Source organism: Methanolobus vulcani (genome assembly GCF_900100715.1).
GTDB lineage: Archaea > Halobacteriota > Methanosarcinia > Methanosarcinales > Methanosarcinaceae > Methanolobus > Methanolobus vulcani.
Genome location: NZ_FNCA01000003.1, coordinates 246,205 through 263,691, shown reverse-complemented (window position 1 = coordinate 263,691; position 17,487 = coordinate 246,205). Strand labels below are relative to the sequence as shown.

Below are 17,487 nucleotides of genomic sequence, written 5' to 3'. Positions count from 1 at the left end.
TTCAGATAGTATTAAGATAGCGCTGTATCTCCCAGTCGTGCACCTGGGTTCTGTATGCATCCCATTCGGCTCTTGCAAGTCTCAGAATATTGTCATGGACATGGGGACCCAATGTGTTTTTAAGAAGTTCATCTTTCTCGAGGTAATCTGCGCTTTCACTGATAGTAGATGGCAGCGTATCAATACCTCTTTCCATACGCTCTTCTTTTGTCAGGTCAAAAACATTGTAGTCCATGATCTTCCCGGGGTCCATCTGGTTCTTTATTCCATCAAGACCTGCGGCAAGAATGGCTGCAAATGTAAGATAAGGGTTGCATGAGGGGTCAGGACTTCTGAGTTCCACTCTGGTGCTTTTTCCCCTTGCTGAAGGTATGCGTATAAGTGAACTGCGATTCGCACCTGACCATGTGATGTAAACCGGTGCCTCATAACCGGGAATAAGTCTCTTGTACGAGTTCACAAGGGGATTTGAGATACATGAGATCGCTTTGATATGTTTCAAAACACCTGCAATGAATTGTTTGGTAGTTTCACTTATCTCCATCTCCCCATTAGGATCATAAAATGCATTCTCATCACTTTTTGAAAGCGAGAGGTTAACATGCATTCCTGAACCATTTTCAACAGCTATGGGTTTTGGCATAAACGTTGCATGCAGACCATACAGTTTTGCAATGGTCCTTGTAACATATTTGAATGTAATCACATTATCAGCCGTTGTCAGCGCATCTCCGTACTTGAAGTCAATCTCATGCTGACCAAAAGCAACTTCATGATGAGATGCCTCAATATCAAAATTCAGGTCAGTAAGGGTTAGGACAATATCTCTCCTGATATCTTCTGCAAGGTCAGTTGGTGCAAATTCGAAGTACCTGCCGAAATCATGCGGGTTTGTTGTTGCTTTACCTTCTACTTTTTCAAAAAGGAAAAACTCCAGTTCAGGACCAACATTGAAAGTGTATCCCATTTCCTCTGCTTCTTTCATGACCTTTTTCAGAACATAACGAGGGTCGGCTTCGAAATTTCTTCCATCAGGCATCTGTATGTCACAGATTATCCTTGCAACTCCGCCTTTGTCTTTACTCCATGGTAGTATTGCGAAAGTTCTGACATCTGGTTTTAATGTCATGTCTGATTCGTCTATCCTGACAAAACCCTCGATGGATGACCCGTCAAAGTATATTCCACTTGTTAGTGCTTTTTCTATCTGGGTTACAGGGATTTCAACATCCTTGACTACTCCCTGTATGTCTGTAAACTGCAAACGTATGAATTTCACGTTATGCGTCTCAATGGCTTTGATAACATCTTCCTTATTGCAAATTATCATTTGATCGCCTGCTATTCTTCCTCTATATCTTGCACATGCAATGCAAAATTATTTCCGCCTATCTAAGTCCATGAAGTTATAGTTTGCTGTAAAGTTCTGTTTTATCAGTTCCAAAAATCTAACTGTTCGTGATTTTGCATTAAATATAAGGTAGTTTTTTAAGAGGTAATCTATGTTTTTGATTTATCAAAATATGTAATTGACGTGGTTAGGGCAAAATATATATGGTATATTACTATTTTCATTCTTTAATACACAGTCATCTCTATATATCTCTTCCCGGTAAGAGGCTGCTGAATAGTGGTATTGATTTGGCATATATTCTCCTGAATAAAAAACTATATATAATTGTATAAGCCATCCGTTATCCTACTATTATTTTCCCTAGTTGTTAGGAAAAGGTCGGACGTAGGAAGACCGGCCTGAAAAATAGTATTGTAAAAATAGAGGAAGTGACTAAAGCATGGGTAACCTTAGGAGACCAAACTCAAATGACGCTACTCAGACCTTTAACAGGTCAAAGAGCGTGGTACCGATGTCAGGACTCTGTACACGTTGTGTAGATGGATGTCGTGGCAATTGTGAAATTTTTAAATCTTCATTCAGGGGACGTGAAGTTCTGTACCCCGGACCTTTCGGTGAGATTACAGCCGGTGCAGACAAAGACTATCCTATAGACTACTCCCACCTGAACATTCAGGGATATGCTGTTGGAGCCATCGGCATGCCAGAAGATATGGTGCCAGGGCCTGAAACTGCAAGATTCCCGAATGTAAGCACTGAAACAGAATACGGATGGGACAAAAAAGTAAAGATGAAGGTTCCGATATTTACCGGAGCACTGGGTTCTACAGAAATTGCAAGAAAGAACTGGGAACACTTCGCAATTGGTGCAGCAATTTCAGGTGTTACCATTGTCTGTGGTGAGAATGTTTGTGGTATAGACCCCGAACTTAAAAGAGGCAGTGATGGACTTGTCACTGAATCTCCGGAGATGGACCGCAGAATTGAACTTTACAGGAAGTTCTACGATGGTTACGGTGAGATGCTCGTCCAGATGAATGTGGAAGACACAAATCTTGGTGTCGCAGAATATCTTTCCAGCAAACATGAGATGGACACTATTGAACTTAAGTGGGGACAGGGTGCAAAATGTATTGGTGGAGAAATAAAGGTCAAAGAACTTGAGCGTGCACTTGAACTCAAGAAAAGGGGTTACATTGTAACGCCAGATCCAGAACTTGCATCAGTACAGGAAGCTTACAAAGTTGGCGCAATAAGGGAATTCGAGAGACACTCAAGGCTTGGTTTTGTAACTGAAGAAGGGTTCCATGCGGAGTGTGACAGACTAAGGGATCTTGGGTTTAAGAGAATAACCTTAAAGACCGGTGCTTATTCAATGGCAGAAACTGCAATGGCACTCAAATACAGTTCCGATGCAAAGATAGACCTGCTAACTTATGATGGTGCACCGGGTGGAACCGGAATGAGCCCATGGCCAATGATGGAAGAATGGGGAACACCAACATTCTATTTACAGTCACTTGTATACGAATTTGCAGAGAAGCTGAATTCCAAGGGCAAAAGAGTTCCAGACCTTGCAATGGCAGGTGGATTCTCAACTGAAGATGGCATCTACAAGGTTCTTGCAATGGGTGCTCCATACTTCAAGGCAGTGTGTATGGGTCGTGGTCTGATGATTCCCGGAATGGTTGGTAAGAATATCGGCAAGTGGCTTGAGGAAGGAGACCTTCCAAAAACCGTATCCGAATTCGGACACAGAAAGGAAGAGATCTTTGTACATTATGAGGAACTCGAGGAGCGCTATGGAAGCGAGATAGATGAGATTCCACTGGGTGCCATTGGAATTTATTCCTACGCCCAGAAAACAAAGGTCGGACTCCAGCAACTCATGGCAGGTTCCAGAAGGTTCAATACTTCCACGCTTTCGCGTAAGGACCTCATGGCGCTTACTGAAGAAGCAGCAAAGGTATCCGGTATCGCATATGTCATGGATGCGTACAGGGATATTGCAGAAGAGATCCTTGACGGATAAACAAAGTAAGCTTAATGCTTACTTTTTCTTTTCCATCAGGATTTTATGGACTCTTCCAAAAAACAAAAATAAATAAGTAAGGACCTAAAATCAGACGAATTTAAGACTAACGTCCTTCATTTCATTCCTTGCGGCTACGTTGATAAGTAGAGGTGTAAGGGACTCGATCATTCCTGCGGTTTCAAGAGGCCCGATGTCAAGTGGTCTCATGTTGGAAATATCCTTTACAAGACCGAAAACGATCTCCTTTGCATGCATGGAGTTTCCGCAGACACCGATGTCATAATCAAGTTCCATCTCAAGGTTTGCCAGTTTTCTTGCAGGCACCGTATGGAATGCTGCAACAAGTTCGGTGCTTTCAGGTATCATGGTAAATATCTCCTGAGCGGCACTTCCAAGTTCAGGCATTGAGAAACAGAAATATTCAGTATTGAAATCCTTGCTCTCTATTGGGGTTCTTGGGTAGTTGCTTCCTGGACTGATGTAACACATGTTCCTTTCCATGGGAACAACGACACTGATGACCATCTTGTTCTCTATGACAGGTTTTATAAGATTCATTACAGGAGCAAGCTGATTATACCTGATGGCAACAACAATTATCTCTGCTTTTTCGGCGGCTGTTTTGTTATCAGTACCTGTTATATTTTTATTATGACCAAACTTTTCAAGTATTTCATTGTATTCTGATGCAACCGCTTTGGCTTTGTCCTGTTCTCTGGAACCGATTATAATCTCATGTTTCTGACCCCATCGAAGTGCAAAACCCTTGCCTATATTACCTGTGCCTCCAAGTATTGCAATTTTCATGACATTTCTCCTGCTTTATAGGAATATTAGCATAATCTATTGTATGTTAATGTTTTTGGTAATTATCGGTAGAAACTAATTGACTGTGTTAATCTGTGTCATGGTATTTATAGTAACTCCTAGCTATTATTGTTCTCTTGAGTATTTACCCAGTACTATTTTTAAGCACAATAAAAGAATCAATTTATAGTTAAAACCAGATTATTAAGCAAAAATTACCTGAAGCCAGGATCAGATTTACTTCCTCCCCAGGTAAACCTCTTCAATGGTGAACAGCATCTTTACAAGAGTCCCTTGATCATGTTGATAAGACCGCTGAGAAATCCTGTACTCTCTTCAATAGAATTTGTGATAGCTTCTGAACTGCTGGAATCGCTGTCAGTTGTTCTTTCGTCCGGTCTTCCCATCTGAGCTCCATCACCCATACTTCCATTTCCCGGGAATCCACTGCCTGTTGCTCCTTCAGGTGCCTGCACCATTGCCATTCATCATGCCTTCTCCATCCAGTCCTCGGTCTCCTCCGGGGCCATTCTGCATAAGTGACTCACGTACTTGTTCTGGTGCTTCTTCCATTAATGTTCTGAGCTCTCCCATTATGTCCTCAACAGTATCTTTATCGTCTGTGCCTTCTAGTTCTGTTTTTTGTGATTCCATCTGTTCAAGAAGGCTTTCTATTGATTGTAGTGTATCTTCATCTTCTGTTTCAGACTGGAGGGTGGTAAGTGCATCTATATTGTTCTCTATCATTCCAAGTGTCATTTCTTTCATCTGTGCAGCATCCATTTGTGGCATTTCCATGCTACCGTTGTCTTCCAGTGCATAAACTCCCGGTATTGCGGTGCTGAACACTATCATTAGTAAAGCAAAGTTAACTTTCTTCTCATGTTAAAACTCCTTTAATTTGGATTTATGAGATAGGAATAATCCTATCTCATAGCGGTAGTGATCATTTTACAGACCATTCCTTTTGATCTCACTCTTCCTGGGTTATCTCTTCTTCAATTTCAGGAGCTGGGCCCATTGGTCCATGTTCTCTTCCATGTCCGTGTGGTTGAGGGTTGTTTGCTCTATACCCTTCCAGGATTGTCTTGAGCTCATCAAGAGTTGTTGCACCCTGGATCTCTGAAAGCAGATCTTCAAGCCCGGTAATCTCTTCGTTGATAAATTCCTCTGTGACGTTTTCGTCGTTCATCTCGTCGATATTATCCATCTTCTCGTTGAGCATTTCTATTCTTTTGGTGATGTGTTCTGTTTCTCTCTCTACAAGGAAAGCCATTTCTTCCTCATCGGAATCGAATACTATCTTTTCCATTTCCGGTCTTTCACCCTTTACCGGATTCTCCATCATCATAGATTCTCTGGATGTTTCCAGAATCCCCTTGAGTTCGTCCAGTGTTGTTGCACTCTCAACGTCTGCAAGCAATCCCTGCAGTTCTGTAATCTGCTCTTGAATAGAATCTGCTGTTATGTTCTCATCATCAATTTCATCGATGTTATAGAGCATTTCCTGAAGCATTTCTATCTTCCTGCTGATTGATTCATTTGTTCTTTCTACAAGGAAGTTCATCTCTTCTTCCTCACTGTCAAACACAGGTGCTTCCATGATTGAATTATTGATGCTGAAGTTCCCGTCTGGAGCATTCATCATCCTATGATCATCGAACTCCTTGGTATCGTTTGCTGTTCCTGTTTCATCAGCAAAGGCGCCTGGTGTCACAACACTTAACACCATTGATGCCAATGAAATACAGGCCAGTAATTTCAGTATTCTGTGTTTCATAATTTCTATCTCCTTTTTCTCTGTTCAGTCAGATGATTGCCTCAATTATTGGCGTGCTTCTGACATTTTCCTGATCTACAGGCTTAAATATAAGCATACTTTCGTAAAAGAAGTTCAATATGAGCTTTAAATCAAAAAATAAAACTTCTATAAAGGTTTATTGTCAAAAGGAACCTTTGAACACTTAAAATTAATGAGTATGGTTGATTTCTTCTATTGAAGGTATGTCCGGTGTTTAACAGGAAGTTTCTATTTGATAGAATTCCACTCCAAAAGAACAGAGGTTTCGTATTTAGCCGATTTTCCCGTTAGGCATATGTGATATCTCTCAATGAATAGGATGCGCTGCAATGATTTTTTTAAATGTAGGGTTTATCTGTGTTGTGTCAGGGTCAAGTTGAAGTCATTTCTTCCATAATTCCAAAGTAGGATTTTTTCTAACATGTCATCAAAAATCATTGTATTACGCAATTTTAAAACATAGTTAAAATGAGTTTGAATCCAAAATAGATGTATATTAGTAGTTATTTATAACTTTTATCTCTTAATATAGTTTCAAAATCATTTTTTATTTTCAAAAAAGCTTCATAAAGCTTAAGCTCTCTTTTTATCTCTTATTATTTTTCTAAAAATCTCTTTCCGCTTAAGTATGTTTATATTTAAACCTCCCAATCCAGAGTATACATGAAAAAACGTGAAGGTGCATTATAATATGTTAATTTGCTATACAGAATGCCATAAAAAGAGAATAATCAGGAGGTGATTCCATGAAGAAGTTACCACTTATAACACTGGGAATTCTCATATTGATGGTATTAATATCAGGTCTGTCAGATAATGGCAGGTATCCTGTTGACGGAGACCATTCTAAAATGTCTTCCAGTCAGCCGGAATATATCAATAAAGAACTATATGGTGAGGTTCCCTCATCTGTTTCAGAAGAAAATGTAAAGCCACAGGATGAAAAGGACTTTCTGACAGATAACATACAGAAATCCGATGAGATGATAGTTCGTCTTGAAGATTCCATTGATCGTCTGGCCAGTGAAGGAAACGATGTAAGCGACCTTAAACAAATGGTCAGGGATTATTCATCACTTGTTTCAGATGCGGGTTCATATCTTGAAAAGGCAAACAGTGCAGATTCAATTTCAGATGAGCAGAAATATGTTTCATTGTCCAAAGACAAGATGGTCCATTCAGATGTCTTACTGAAAAGGATATTCGTGGCCATGCATAACTATATGCCAGGACCTGTAGAGATAACCGGGAATGACAGTCTTGATGCAAAGGGAAGTGGAGTAATAATTCTCTCTGGAGATCTGGATGTCAATCTCAGTATGTCTTCAGGAAAATTCTCTGTAGTGGACTTTGAGGGAGACATGTCTATAAATTCTGATGAATTATTAAGTTCCAATGTAGTAGCTGAATCTGCGGTGTCCACTTCCGGGAGTGTGAATCCACATCATATGGTCTCATACCTGGACGTTCAGGGTAATGTGAGAATGTCAGGTTCAGGGATGACAATTGCTGTCATGGGTGATAATACAACTCTCCATGCAACTGGCTTTGGAGAAGTCCAGCTCTATGGCAATGGAACTTATTATCTGGATAACTCCGGTTCAGTCAGGGAAGGAGTCTGGTTAGCACCTATATTTGAAACCTTATGACATAAGATAAAAACCATTTCGATGGTAGTGTAACATGAAAATTACATCCTGTGCAGGTTGCATCACCATCCTCCTTCTTCTTTTATCCACAGTAGTTGCTGCAGAGGACAGTGCGACTGTTCATGGTGTGGTTTATGACTGGAGTACTCTTGCTCCACTTGATAATGTTATAATTGAGGTGAATTCCACTCCCAGGCAATCAATGGTTGCAAAATATGGAATGTATTCTTTTGAGCTTCCTGAAGGGAATTATCGCATAGCTTCAAGTTATTATGTAAATGGGGATCTCACGTGTTATGATGAGGAAGTTATAACTATCATGGATGAAGGAAATTATGTCGTAGATCTCCTTCTGGTTCCTTCATAAAAGGCCGCGGAAATATTCTGTTCCTTACCGTAATGGAAGTCTGATCCTTAAATCTCGATGCTCAACACAGATCTTTGCCTTATTTTCTTCCTTATTTCTCTTATGTTTATTTAAATATCAAAGCATCCCATAAATTATTTTTTTGGAATTGACTTTAAAGTATCAATGTTAATAGGGAATAGTTATTGATTAAAAGTTTCTGAGTGGTTTAATAAGTATTAAATGTACTATTATGTTCTATTTTATGATTTTGAGTCGCTATAAAGCTTAAAAAATGTAATTTATCAAAAAATGCTTTTTCTTGTAAGTATGCTTTTATTTAAAATTACCAATTGATAACTTGCCCGACAACTAATATGTTGGAGGGTACCACCCCACTTCGGTGGCACCTAACCCCCAACCACATCCAGCCTAAGGTGCCACCACTGTACCAACAACCCCTCCTCGCTTAAGAGGTGCCCACCCTATCCGGGGTATCTCTTAAACGATAAGGTGTAAAATGGTGAATATTTTGTCTGATATGAAAGATACCTTTAAGCAATTCATCGACTCAAGGCTTCAGGAGGCAACCCGTGCACAGGCCATTTATCCCGATCAAGTGTATGTTGCATCCGGTCTTATGAAGAAGGCTAAATTCCGAAAGGCTAAATGAATGTTCAGAGTCATCCTCATGTGATTCTGCCTTAAAGGATATCGGTACTTCCAGATGTCACCATAAAAACATCTCAGTAAAGAAGGATTTCATGTGGTGATCTATTTCTTCTTTGCTTTGCTTGCTTAATCTTTGCTTGTTTGATTTTGTATGGTATACAGGCCGTTTTCTGCTTTATCGGCCAAAGCCATATTTTTAGTATTTTTCCGGTTTGTTTTAGTTGTTCCTTTAAATCCGTTTCTTCAGACATTGCCGCACAACTATTTATATAAATACATTCAATTAAAACCGAGAAAATGTTTAAGGCAGATGATATCTGTTATCTTTGTAAGATCGGAGATACCTATTAATAGTTAATCGTTTCTGAGAATGTGATGATCAATGAAAAAAATGCCTCTCATAGTATTGATTATTCTTATGTTAATGGTTGTTATTTCAGGTTTGGCTGATTCTGATGATGTGTTTTCACATTCTGATGAAGGACCGGATGTTCACAGAGATCGTTCCATACCCCCTTTAGGCATGGCTTCATCTCCATCAGAAGTTTTCATGGTAACACATATGGTTTCTTTCTCTTCGATGGTCGATGAGGAAACTTTCCTTGAAGATAATATCGAAAAATCCGAGTCAATGGTTCAAAGACTTGATACTGCAAGCAATGAACTGGAGAATGAAGGCAAAAATGTTTCAGATCTTAAAAGTATGATAATCGATTATTCTGACCTTGTATCTGAATCCAGATCTTATCTTGAAATGGCACAGACCACTTCTTCCGAATCCGAAAAAGAGGCTTATCTGGATAAGTCCAGGGAAAGCATCATAAAAGCAAATTCACAGCTTAAACCAATACTGGATGAGATCAAGGAATATATGACCGGTCCTGTTGAGATCACAAACACCACGTTAAGTGCTGAAGGAAGTGGAGTTGCCATTCTGTCAGGTGACATTGACCTGAGCTTTTTCCTGTCAGATGGCAAATTCTCAGTAGTTGATTTTAGTGGTGATCTTGTTATTGATACAGATGCTGATTATAAACAGGAGTATGCTCCTGATAAAGATGGATCACATGATCTGATAATGCCTCATGCAATGATCTCATATATTGATGTGACAGGTAATGTTTCTATGTCCGGTTCGTCATATACGGTTGCTATAATGGCAGATAGGATCGATCTGGAAGCAAACGGTAATGGTGAAGCTGAACTTGTAGGGAATGGTACTTATCATCTTGATAATGATATATCTAAAGGAAAAGAAAATGTATGGATGATTCCAATATTTGAGAGAGATTGATATTGGAGAACGTTCAAATAATGACAGGTTGCGTAACATGAGATCAGTATATTATATTTGCTGTATTGCAATTATCCTGGCGCTGACGGGTATCGGATCAGCATCCAATATTGCAACGGTACATGGCGTAGCCTATGAATGGAGCACATTTGAGCCTCTTGATAATGCTATCATTGAGGTTAACTCAACACCGGCACAGTCCATGGTGGCTCAATACGGTGTCTATTCTTTTGAACTGGCAAATGGTACATACATGATCACTGCAAGTTATTATGAGAATGATCAGCTCACTTATTATGCAAAGGATGTAATAACAGTTTCAGAAGAAGGAAGTTATGTTCTTGATCTGTTACTGGTTCCGTCCTATTCCAGTTCCAATGATAGCATTTCAGCAGGTTCTGCTACGGTAAGTTCATCAGGTACTAACAGTAATTCTCTTCTTTATGGTTCCATTCTGCTGGTTATTGTTGTTCTTGTCCTTCTTATATTCCAGATAAAACAAAAGCCTCAGGCTCCAAGGCATGCTGCTGTAAAGAAGGAAGGAGTACCTCACGCTATTTCGGAAGTTTCTGCAAAGGTTGAAGAAAAACCTGTTCAGCAAGAGGATAAAGCAGCAATCACTGTGGTAGAGACCGCAAGTCCGGTTGATGTAGTACAGGAAACGGTTGAAATGGCAGAATCCGATCAAGAGATCGAGGAACCGGTAGAAGAAGTATCTACTATCATTACGCCAGAACCAGTTGTTGATGAGCCTGAAACTGTAACCGTTTCAGCTAATGAACCTGTAGTTTCAGATGAACCGGTCCCTGCTGACCTTCAGGAAATACTGGACATCCTGAAATCCCAGGGTGGCAGAATGACACAGAAAGATATGCGTAAACGTCTTAAGTATTCAGAAGGAAAAGTAAGCCTTATGCTTCTTGATCTTGAGAAGAGGGGCAAGATCCAGAAATTCAAGAAAGGACGTGGAAATGTCCTTTTCCTTGTAGAACCTGAGAAGTAATGTTTCTTTTTTTCAGAGGTAATGTTCATCCCTGATTATCTCTTCGATATCTATTTATTTTTACTCACTTCTAAAACTATGGCTCATGTGTAATAATGAATTTTAGTGTCTAAAATAGTAATTAATATTCTAATATACGTTTGATAAGTTATTAGCTGTCTTATAAACCATTCATCTATTATTTATTTCATTATAAAGCTTCATTGATTGATCATCGGAATTTGTGAGTCTTTTTCAAATAAGTATGCTTTTATTTAAAACTGCCAATTTGGAGATTGCTTGCCAGCAGTGAGCTGGTAGGTAAACCACCAAAGCTAAGGTGGCACCAACCCCCAACCACATCCAGCCTGGTGCCACTGATGTACCAACAACCAACAACCCCCCACTCGTTTAAGGGACACCTGTTACCTATCCGCCAGGTGTCTCTTATCCGATACAGAGGCATGAATTATGAACACTAATAATATGCATGTTATGTTTGAAGAGAAAGTTGCTGGTGGCCCTGCCGAACAGAAAGGAGCAAACGGACATGAAAATGCAGTAATTTCTCTGTGCAGAAAACTGAATTCAGAACAGATGATCCGTTTGATCAGAATATCCCCGGCAGGATATGTGGATGACAAATGAGTTTTCACTTTCAGTGTAATTTTAGTATACATAGTTATAAATATTTATATTCATCTGTTTATATAATATTGTAAAATGGGAATAATTTGAGGTATATCATGGACGAGAATCTCAATAATACTGAACAAGAAATTCAGCCGCAAAATGGCACAAATGGCACTCCTGATATTCTCATGCGCTTGACAGACGTGTGGAAGATCTACAAAATGGGAGAGGTCGAGTTTGCCGCATTAAAAGGCATTGATCTGGAGATCCTGCATGGTGAATTTGTAGTCATACTTGGTCCAAGTGGAAGCGGTAAGAGTACAATGATGAACCTGCTGGGTTGCCTTGATCTTCCAAGCAAGGGCGTTGTTGAGCTCAACAACAAGGACATTTCCAAGATGAAGGAATCTGAACTTGCCCAGATCAGAGGTCAATTAATTGGATTTATTTTCCAGACATTCAACCTTATTCCTACATTAAATACTATCGAAAATGTGATGCTTCCACTTGAGTTCCAGGAAGAAGATGCTGATTCTTGCTGGAAGAGAGCACTGGAATTGCTTGATGTAGTGGGTCTTTCTGATAAAAAATACAATCTTCCTTCACAGTTGTCTGGTGGTCAAAGACAGAGAGTTGCAATTGCAAGATCCCTGGCAGTTGATCCAAGGGTAATACTTGCAGATGAGCCAACAGGTAACCTGGATAGCACAACAGGTGACTATATTCTTGAATTCTTAAGTGGTCTCCATCAGAAAGAAGGTAAAACTATCATAATGATCACCCACGATCCTGATCTTACGAAATATGCCGATCGTGTAGTTCATATAAAAGACGGAATGGTCGATAAAATAGAGATATTGAAAAAAAATAATGAAGCAATGTGATAAAGATGAGAAAAATTCTGTTATTATTATTATTATTATTAATATTTTCAATGGTTTTGCCGATATCAGATGCATCGGCAGATTTGAACGCCGCCATTTCCGGGGTTCAGGTGGATCTGATGACCCAGAGCCCCAGTCCTGCAAGGCCCGGTGAAACAGTAGAGCTCACTTTCAGTGTTCAGAATGTAGGAAACCAGGATCTCTCAAATGTAGTGGTTTCAATAGATCCGCAATATCCCTTCTCCCAGGTAGAAGGCGAGTCCCTTTCACAGAAAATATCATTCCTTGAAGCCCGTCAGGACACAGCTGATGCAACACTTCTTAAATTCAAACTAAAGGTTGATCCGGATGTTTCGGAAGGCACTTATGATCTGGATGTACTAGTCACCGACAGTGAATCAAGTTCAAGTGTATCGACAAAAGTCAGTATTGATATAAAGGGCAAAGAGTATGCACAGATAGTTACTATCAGTGAATCTAACATTGATGTTGCAACCGTGGAACCTCTGGAATTCGTGATAACAAATACTGGTACTTCACCGCTCAAGAACATGGCTGTTTCATGGGATGAATCGACAGGAGTAATCCTGCCTGTATACTCATCCAATACTAAGTACATAAGTTATCTTGGTGTTAACCAGTCGGTAAGCGTTTCATATTCTGTAATGGCGGATGTGAATGCAAATCCTGGATTGTATCAGCTTGACATCACTCTGAAATTCGAAGATTATAATTCCAACAGCACAACCATAAATACTAAAGCTGGTCTGTTTGTAGGAGGCACTACGGATTTTGATCTGAGTTACTCAGAGAGCAGTGCGGGTGAAGTCTCTCTGTCTCTTGCAAACGTAGGTAACAATGAGGCTTATTCTGTTAAGGTCTCAATACCGGATCAGCAGAATTTTCAAGCTACTGGAAGTACTTCTACGATTGTAGGTAACCTCGAAAAAGGTGACTATACTATCACTTCCTTCTCGATCTCACAGACAGGATCAATGTCTGCAAATAGCTCATCACCACAGATGGGCTCTTCAGGACCTTCAGGAATGCCCGGAGGAAATGTGACAGAATCACAATACGCTCAAAGTAGCATGTCACAGAACGATCTCCTTGTTCTTATCGAATACACAGATTCTGCCGGTCAGAGGCGTTCTGTTGAGAAGACTGTTCAGATAGAAGGACTGTCAGGAGGGTCTATGACCGCAAGTTCATATTCCGGAGCAGGACCAAGCAGTCGCAGTTCATCCAGTACCACCACTTATCTTGAATATGGTCTTCTTGTCGTTGTAGTTGTAGGAGGAGCATATTACTATAGAAAGAAAAAAATGATGAAAGAAGGAACCTATGAACCGCTTGGTGTCCAATTGAGGGAACTGAAAAACAAAATACTGAAGAAGGACAATCAATGAGACGAAGTACCTATATTAAGCTTGCTGCAAATATTCTGGTACACAGTAAGGTCAGAAGCTGGCTAACTATAATAGGTATCGTTATTGGCGTTGGAGCAGTAGTTACTATAATGTCACTCAGTGACAGTATGGCTGCAGATATGCAAAGTAGATTTGCTGACATGGACCTTACGCTTATAAGAGTAACACCAGGCTATACAAGGGCTATGTCATTTGGAGGCCCGGGAGATTTCTCGTCTTCCTCCTCCTCTTCTGATGCAACGCTTACTAACAAAGATATAACGACGTTGAAATTGCTTCAGAATGTCACATATATAGATGGGGAGATCTCCGGTAGTGAAGATGTGTATTTTATGGGCAAGTCAGCCAGTCTCTCTATTACCGGAGTTGATCCTCAGGTCTGGAGTTATATGGTGACGTATGATGTGGAGTCCGGGAGATTGCTCCAGCCCACAGACAAATACGTAGCTGTTATAGGTTACAGAGTAGCTCATACTATGTATGATAATGAGATAGGACTGAATCGTGTGATCACTGTCAACGGTAAGTCTGTCAGAGTCATAGGCATATTAGCCTCCGGTGAAGACGATAATGCTATTATCATGCCGATAGATGCGGCAGTGGACGTTATTACTGATGCAGAGGCAAATGTATACAATACCATTGTGTTAAAGGCCAATGATGTTGATAACGTGGCATCGGTTGTCAATGCTACTGAGGATAAACTTATGATATCCAGACATATCGTCAATGAAAAGGATAGAGATTTCAGTGTATCCGATTCATTGTCAAGAGCCGAATCCGCAAGTGAGATGATGTCATCACTGACATTGTTCCTTGGAGCTATAGCTGGTGTCTCTCTTATAGTGGGTTCAGTGGGAATAGCGAACACAATGTTCACATCAGTTCTGGAAAAGACCAAAGAGATTGGCACAATGAAGGCTATAGGTGCCAAGAACAAGGACATCATGATGATATTCCTGTTCAATTCAGCTCTTGTAGGCTTTGTAGGAGGTGTGCTCGGTATAGTGCTGAGTCTCGTACTTACATCGTTGATGCCGTATCTTGGAATATCCATTATGCGTTCATCCATGGGCATGACCGTTGCTCCATATCTGATGGTGCTGGGTATTTCCATTGCAGTTGTCATTGGAGTGCTCTCTGGTATTATCCCGGCATATAATGCTTCAAAGATGAAGCCGGTCGATGCACTGAGATACGAATAAATAAACTAAAGATTCCTCTCCTGAAAGGAATACAGGTTTCATATGAAGCTTGAGTTTTGAATTGCTTCATATGATCCCTTTGCTATAATTCAGGAACAAGTGGGGTAAGTAAGGAAAAAATAAACGTGAATGATAGAGGATCGTATAGAAAATTAGGTGAAATGCTATGAAGAAACTGGTATTGTCAACATTTGTGGCGTTTTTACTTATGTTCTTGGCTTATTCTGTTGCTGCTGAAAATGACGATGCAGCTCTCTCCTTTTCTTCTTTTTCCATAGAGGATGGTGTTTCAGGTCGCATACAGGTAAAAGCCCAGCAGATATATGTGATCAGCCAGCAGTTCTTTAATTTTAATATGGCCCAGAGATTAGGATTTAATCAGGGTCAGATTCAGACTTCTCAAAATATGCAAACTCCACAATCTTACTAAACCCCCACAGAATAATAACAATAATATGCAAAACCAGAACATGCAGAATATGAGACAACAGGGTCAGCAGGGTGGAACGAATATTGCTCCTTCAACTGTTCCGGTTCAGAATGTTCCTATGCAAGCAGTTCCAAGAATGCAACAGGAAATGACTGACAGGGAAGAGCTCAGGAATTTCCTGCAGGAGAAAACATTCTCGGTGACCGATGTCTCTGAATTTCAGGAATATGTCACCCCTTATGCAGATGCAGTTCAGGATTATCTTGACGGTGAAGACCTCGATGATGAGGATGAGATATATGAAGCTGCAGTTGAATGGATATGGGTATCTGACATGACCCTGAACGGGCAGCAGGAAAAATGGTTAACTCCAACTGAGTTCCTTGAGGAAACCCCGGATTATGATTCAAACCCTGTTCCAGGTGAGATAGTAAGTGACTGTGAAGATCAGGCTAACACTCTGACATCACTGCTTATAGGCTCCGGTGAATATGATGAGAGCGAAGTAAGGGTTGCCATAGGTCTTGTGGATTTCGACGGCAGTACCGGCGGACATGCATGGGTAGAGGTCTACGAGGACGGAGAATGGTTCCCTCTGGATCCGACTGTAGGTCCATATTATGACGATGACCTGAAAAAAGTAGTTTATCCTGATGACTATGAGGATATAGACTTCGATTATTTCCAGGATGAAGATTACTCTGTCATAGAACTATGGTACTATTATAACAATGAATACTTTATGGACGTAACGTCAGGTACAGGAGATGCTCCGGATAACTGGGATGAAACACCTTCCAGTTATAACTGAGCATTTTCTTCTTTTTTTATTTTATTAAAAAAACCTTTGAATTTCAAATATATTTATATGTTGACAAAGAGATCTTATTTTGATGCAAATACGTGTGTTTTTACATCAAAGTGATGGAATTAAACATATATTTGCAACATTCTTCAGCATGTTTGTTGTATTAACCATGCTTGAATTTTTGTGGTGGCATAATGGTTGTAACTAATAAAATGTGGAAGCATTTAATGATTCTATTTCTTGTTTCATTGCTCTCAATTGGCTATGCGAGTGCAGCAACTGAAGCGTTTGAAGAATACGCTGAAGACCCTCATTTCATAACAAGCAAAGGTACTTTTACAGACACAATTGACCAGGAATGGAGAAATATAATTCACAATTGTTGTGCAAGTCTCCCCGATTCGTATTCTTACTATAAATTTGATGAAGCCATAAGAACTTTTGCATGCAGTGAGTTCATAATAGTTGAGTTGAAATCTGAATACAAAGGAGAGATAAACGATTCCAGAATCGATAAGTTGTATCAGAAAATAGAAGCTCATTGTGAAGAAAATACAGGTTTAAGTGAAGTTCCCGTTGTTTTTATGTGGGCAGAAGATGAAGAGTATCTTAAATTTGAATACGACCCTGATGCATTTGAAAAGGCAAAAGACAGTTCAGGATTTGTAGCTTCTATGGGCCATGTTCCGGTATTTGCTGATGAAGATGAATGGCTGAAATGGTCTGAGAAAGTTCATAAAGCTAGGCATGTATTTGAATTGGAATCCCATTTTGCTTCTCAAGATGGACCTCTTCTGTCATTCGGATTCAAAAAATACAGTGGATACATTGAAGTGGGAGTCAATAAAGAGACACCAGATAAAGTCAATGATTCATCTCTAAATGAAATATATCTGATAATCGAAGAGCACTTTGAAGAAGCGGGCATAAGTGATATTCCGGTTGTTTTTGTGTGGGACATGCCGTTACAAACAGATGAGGCTCTGGTAGAAGAAATTCCTCCCATGGAAGAGGATTCATCTCAAACGGTGGAAAATACCGCCGACAATGAAACGACTGAAAATGGTGAAGAAACTTCACAAACCACGCCGGGTTTCACTTCTATCATGCTCATTCTCTGTCTGTTGATAATATCTAGGTTCACCAAATAACTTCGA

General features: G+C 39.9%; 19 protein-coding genes. 13 read left to right on the top strand and 6 right to left on the bottom strand.

The genetic code is table 11. From position 1 onward, the window contains the following. Position 1: 1 nt before the first annotated feature. On the bottom strand, positions 2-1,330 hold the full coding sequence (gene glnA / locus BLP52_RS06145) for a type I glutamate--ammonia ligase (RefSeq protein ID WP_091709587.1): 1,329 nt from the start codon (positions 1,328-1,330) through the stop codon (positions 2-4). Between the two features lie 463 nt (positions 1,331-1,793). On the opposite strand from glnA, the gene BLP52_RS06140 reads away from it, so the two are divergent. Then, entirely contained in the window at positions 1,794-3,386 is a 1,593-nt protein-coding gene (locus BLP52_RS06140) for an FMN-binding glutamate synthase family protein (protein ID WP_091709586.1), read from the top strand. A gap of 90 nt (positions 3,387-3,476) precedes the next feature. Here BLP52_RS06140 and BLP52_RS06135 read toward each other — a convergent pair whose 3' ends face one another. The 4 genes from BLP52_RS06135 to BLP52_RS06120 all read right to left on the bottom strand — a co-directional run bounded on the left by BLP52_RS06135 (position 3,477) and on the right by BLP52_RS06120 (position 5,976). Further along, a complete protein-coding gene (locus BLP52_RS06135) occupies positions 3,477-4,196 on the bottom strand; it encodes an NAD(P)-binding domain-containing protein (protein ID WP_091709585.1) in 720 nt (239 codons plus the stop codon). Between the two features lie 281 nt (positions 4,197-4,477). Next, a complete protein-coding gene (locus BLP52_RS06130) occupies positions 4,478-4,681 on the bottom strand; it encodes a hypothetical protein (protein ID WP_091709584.1) in 204 nt (67 codons plus the stop codon). Next, on the bottom strand, positions 4,659-5,051 hold the full coding sequence (locus tag BLP52_RS06125) for a hypothetical protein (protein ID WP_091709583.1): 393 nt from the start codon (positions 5,049-5,051) through the stop codon (positions 4,659-4,661). The genes BLP52_RS06130 and BLP52_RS06125 overlap by 23 nt, the downstream gene beginning before the upstream one ends. Positions 5,052-5,169: 118 nt before the next feature. Beyond that, positions 5,170-5,976, bottom strand: a complete 807-nt coding sequence (locus tag BLP52_RS06120; protein WP_091709582.1) for a hypothetical protein — start codon at positions 5,974-5,976, stop codon at positions 5,170-5,172. Between the two features lie 767 nt (positions 5,977-6,743). Between BLP52_RS06120 and BLP52_RS06115 the strand changes: the two genes are divergently transcribed. The 3 genes from BLP52_RS06115 (at position 6,744) to BLP52_RS14335 (ending at position 8,665) form a co-directional block, all read left to right on the top strand. Then, positions 6,744-7,646 (top strand): hypothetical protein, encoded by a 903-nt coding sequence (locus BLP52_RS06115; RefSeq protein ID WP_091709581.1) that lies wholly within the window; start codon positions 6,744-6,746, stop codon positions 7,644-7,646. A gap of 34 nt (positions 7,647-7,680) precedes the next feature. Continuing rightward, positions 7,681-8,013, top strand: a complete 333-nt coding sequence (locus BLP52_RS06110) for a hypothetical protein (protein ID WP_091709580.1) — start codon at positions 7,681-7,683, stop codon at positions 8,011-8,013. A 511-nt stretch (positions 8,014-8,524) separates the two neighbouring features. After that, positions 8,525-8,665 carry a hypothetical protein gene (locus BLP52_RS14335; protein ID WP_154717802.1) on the top strand — a complete coding sequence of 47 codons (141 nt, stop codon included), beginning with the start codon at positions 8,525-8,527 and terminating at the stop codon, positions 8,663-8,665. Between the two features lie 73 nt (positions 8,666-8,738). Here the strand turns inward: BLP52_RS14335 and BLP52_RS14330 are convergent, their stop codons facing one another. Continuing rightward, entirely contained in the window at positions 8,739-8,915 is a 177-nt protein-coding gene (locus BLP52_RS14330; protein ID WP_154717801.1) for a hypothetical protein, read from the bottom strand. A 131-nt stretch (positions 8,916-9,046) separates the two neighbouring features. Between BLP52_RS14330 and BLP52_RS06105 the strand changes: the two genes are divergently transcribed. The 9 genes from BLP52_RS06105 (at position 9,047) to BLP52_RS06070 (ending at position 17,481) form a co-directional block, all read left to right on the top strand. Then, positions 9,047-9,958, top strand: coding sequence for a hypothetical protein (locus BLP52_RS06105; protein ID WP_091709579.1), 912 nt, complete (start codon positions 9,047-9,049; stop codon positions 9,956-9,958). Next, positions 9,945-10,961 carry a helix-turn-helix transcriptional regulator gene (locus tag BLP52_RS06100; protein WP_091709578.1) on the top strand — a complete coding sequence of 339 codons (1,017 nt, stop codon included), beginning with the start codon at positions 9,945-9,947 and terminating at the stop codon, positions 10,959-10,961. The genes BLP52_RS06105 and BLP52_RS06100 overlap by 14 nt, the downstream gene beginning before the upstream one ends. Before the next feature lie 450 nt (positions 10,962-11,411). Then, entirely contained in the window at positions 11,412-11,588 is a 177-nt protein-coding gene (locus BLP52_RS14325; RefSeq protein WP_154717799.1) for a hypothetical protein, read from the top strand. Positions 11,589-11,761: 173 nt separating this feature from the next. Further along, the gene (locus BLP52_RS06095) at positions 11,762-12,457 is read left to right on the top strand and encodes an ABC transporter ATP-binding protein (protein ID WP_238380751.1); all 696 of its coding nucleotides are present in this window, start codon (positions 11,762-11,764) and stop codon (positions 12,455-12,457) included. A 50-nt stretch (positions 12,458-12,507) separates the two neighbouring features. After that, positions 12,508-13,866: a COG1361 S-layer family protein gene (locus tag BLP52_RS06090; RefSeq protein WP_238380742.1), complete on the top strand. Its 1,359-nt coding sequence runs from the start codon at positions 12,508-12,510 to the stop codon at positions 13,864-13,866. Then, positions 13,863-15,092, top strand: coding sequence for an ABC transporter permease (locus BLP52_RS06085; RefSeq protein WP_091709575.1), 1,230 nt, complete (start codon positions 13,863-13,865; stop codon positions 15,090-15,092). The genes BLP52_RS06090 and BLP52_RS06085 overlap by 4 nt, the downstream gene beginning before the upstream one ends. A gap of 166 nt (positions 15,093-15,258) precedes the next feature. Continuing rightward, complete coding sequence (locus BLP52_RS06080; protein WP_091709574.1) at positions 15,259-15,522, top strand: hypothetical protein; 264 nt, start codon at positions 15,259-15,261, stop codon at positions 15,520-15,522. Between the two features lie 49 nt (positions 15,523-15,571). Next, the gene (locus BLP52_RS06075) at positions 15,572-16,333 is read left to right on the top strand and encodes a transglutaminase-like domain-containing protein (RefSeq protein WP_154717798.1); all 762 of its coding nucleotides are present in this window, start codon (positions 15,572-15,574) and stop codon (positions 16,331-16,333) included. A 191-nt stretch (positions 16,334-16,524) separates the two neighbouring features. Next, positions 16,525-17,481 carry a hypothetical protein gene (locus tag BLP52_RS06070; RefSeq protein WP_162272944.1) on the top strand — a complete coding sequence of 319 codons (957 nt, stop codon included), beginning with the start codon at positions 16,525-16,527 and terminating at the stop codon, positions 17,479-17,481. Positions 17,482-17,487 lie beyond the last annotated feature (6 nt).

Bases quoted from the DNA above. Each gene is read 5' to 3' on its own strand.
- glnA (WP_091709587.1), bottom strand. From the start codon at position 1,330: ATGATAATTTGCAATAAGGAAGATGTTATCAAAGCCATTGAGACGCAT.
- BLP52_RS06140 (WP_091709586.1), top strand. From the start codon at position 1,794: ATGGGTAACCTTAGGAGACCAAACTCAAATGACGCTACTCAGACCTTT.
- BLP52_RS06135 (WP_091709585.1), bottom strand. From the start codon at position 4,196: ATGAAAATTGCAATACTTGGAGGCACAGGTAATATAGGCAAGGGTTTT.
- BLP52_RS06130 (WP_091709584.1), bottom strand. From the start codon at position 4,681: ATGGCAATGGTGCAGGCACCTGAAGGAGCAACAGGCAGTGGATTCCCG.
- BLP52_RS06125 (WP_091709583.1), bottom strand. From the start codon at position 5,051: ATGATAGTGTTCAGCACCGCAATACCGGGAGTTTATGCACTGGAAGAC.
- BLP52_RS06120 (WP_091709582.1), bottom strand. From the start codon at position 5,976: ATGAAACACAGAATACTGAAATTACTGGCCTGTATTTCATTGGCATCA.
- BLP52_RS06115 (WP_091709581.1), top strand. From the start codon at position 6,744: ATGAAGAAGTTACCACTTATAACACTGGGAATTCTCATATTGATGGTA.
- BLP52_RS06110 (WP_091709580.1), top strand. From the start codon at position 7,681: ATGAAAATTACATCCTGTGCAGGTTGCATCACCATCCTCCTTCTTCTT.
- BLP52_RS14330 (WP_154717801.1), bottom strand. From the start codon at position 8,915: ATGTCTGAAGAAACGGATTTAAAGGAACAACTAAAACAAACCGGAAAA.
- BLP52_RS06105 (WP_091709579.1), top strand. From the start codon at position 9,047: ATGAAAAAAATGCCTCTCATAGTATTGATTATTCTTATGTTAATGGTT.
- BLP52_RS14325 (WP_154717799.1), top strand. From the start codon at position 11,412: ATGAACACTAATAATATGCATGTTATGTTTGAAGAGAAAGTTGCTGGT.
- BLP52_RS06095 (WP_238380751.1), top strand. From the start codon at position 11,762: ATGCGCTTGACAGACGTGTGGAAGATCTACAAAATGGGAGAGGTCGAG.
- BLP52_RS06090 (WP_238380742.1), top strand. From the start codon at position 12,508: ATGGTTTTGCCGATATCAGATGCATCGGCAGATTTGAACGCCGCCATT.
- BLP52_RS06085 (WP_091709575.1), top strand. From the start codon at position 13,863: ATGAGACGAAGTACCTATATTAAGCTTGCTGCAAATATTCTGGTACAC.
- BLP52_RS06080 (WP_091709574.1), top strand. From the start codon at position 15,259: ATGAAGAAACTGGTATTGTCAACATTTGTGGCGTTTTTACTTATGTTC.
- BLP52_RS06075 (WP_154717798.1), top strand. From the start codon at position 15,572: ATGAGACAACAGGGTCAGCAGGGTGGAACGAATATTGCTCCTTCAACT.
- BLP52_RS06070 (WP_162272944.1), top strand. From the start codon at position 16,525: ATGGTTGTAACTAATAAAATGTGGAAGCATTTAATGATTCTATTTCTT.